Annotated in this window: 1 protein-coding gene; it reads left to right on the top strand. The window is 73.8% G+C overall.

All coding sequences use genetic code 11. The annotated features are described in order from the left end of the window. A partial coding sequence (locus LPA54_RS37945; RefSeq protein WP_228984955.1) for a DUF6758 family protein occupies positions 1–465 on the top strand: 465 nt, incomplete at its 3' end.

The following is a 465-nucleotide window of genomic DNA, read 5'->3' on the forward strand; positions in this document are numbered from 1 at the left end:
ATGAGGGGCGAACCCAGTTGCCCGAAGTGCGGTGGCCGGGTCAGGGCTCCCGGCCTCTTCTCGGATGCCTGGCAGTGCGACGTGCACGGCACCGTGCACCCGCTGCAGCCCGTGATACCGCCGAGCGTCGAGGCCCTCGAAGTCGTCGTGCACCGCACCAAGGTGCCGGTGTGGATGCCGTGGCCGCTGCCGGTGGGCTGGCTCTTCACCGGCGTGGCGTCCGCGGGCGACGACCGCAGCGGGGGCCGGGCGACGGCCGTCGCGTGCACCGGCCCCGGGCCGCTCGGCGGGATGGGCGAGCTCATCCTGGTCGCCGAGGAGCTCGGCGTCGGACTCGGCGCGCGGTACGCGGGCATCGACGGCCCGGACCCCGGGCCCTACATGAATGTCGAGAAGCCGCCCCAGGCCAAGGTGCTGGCTGCCGGCCGCCCCACCCCGCTCTCACCCTTTCCTTTCACCCTTCCG

It is taken from the genome of Streptomyces sp. DH12 (genome assembly GCF_020873895.1).
Taxonomy (GTDB): domain Bacteria; phylum Actinomycetota; class Actinomycetes; order Streptomycetales; family Streptomycetaceae; genus Streptomyces.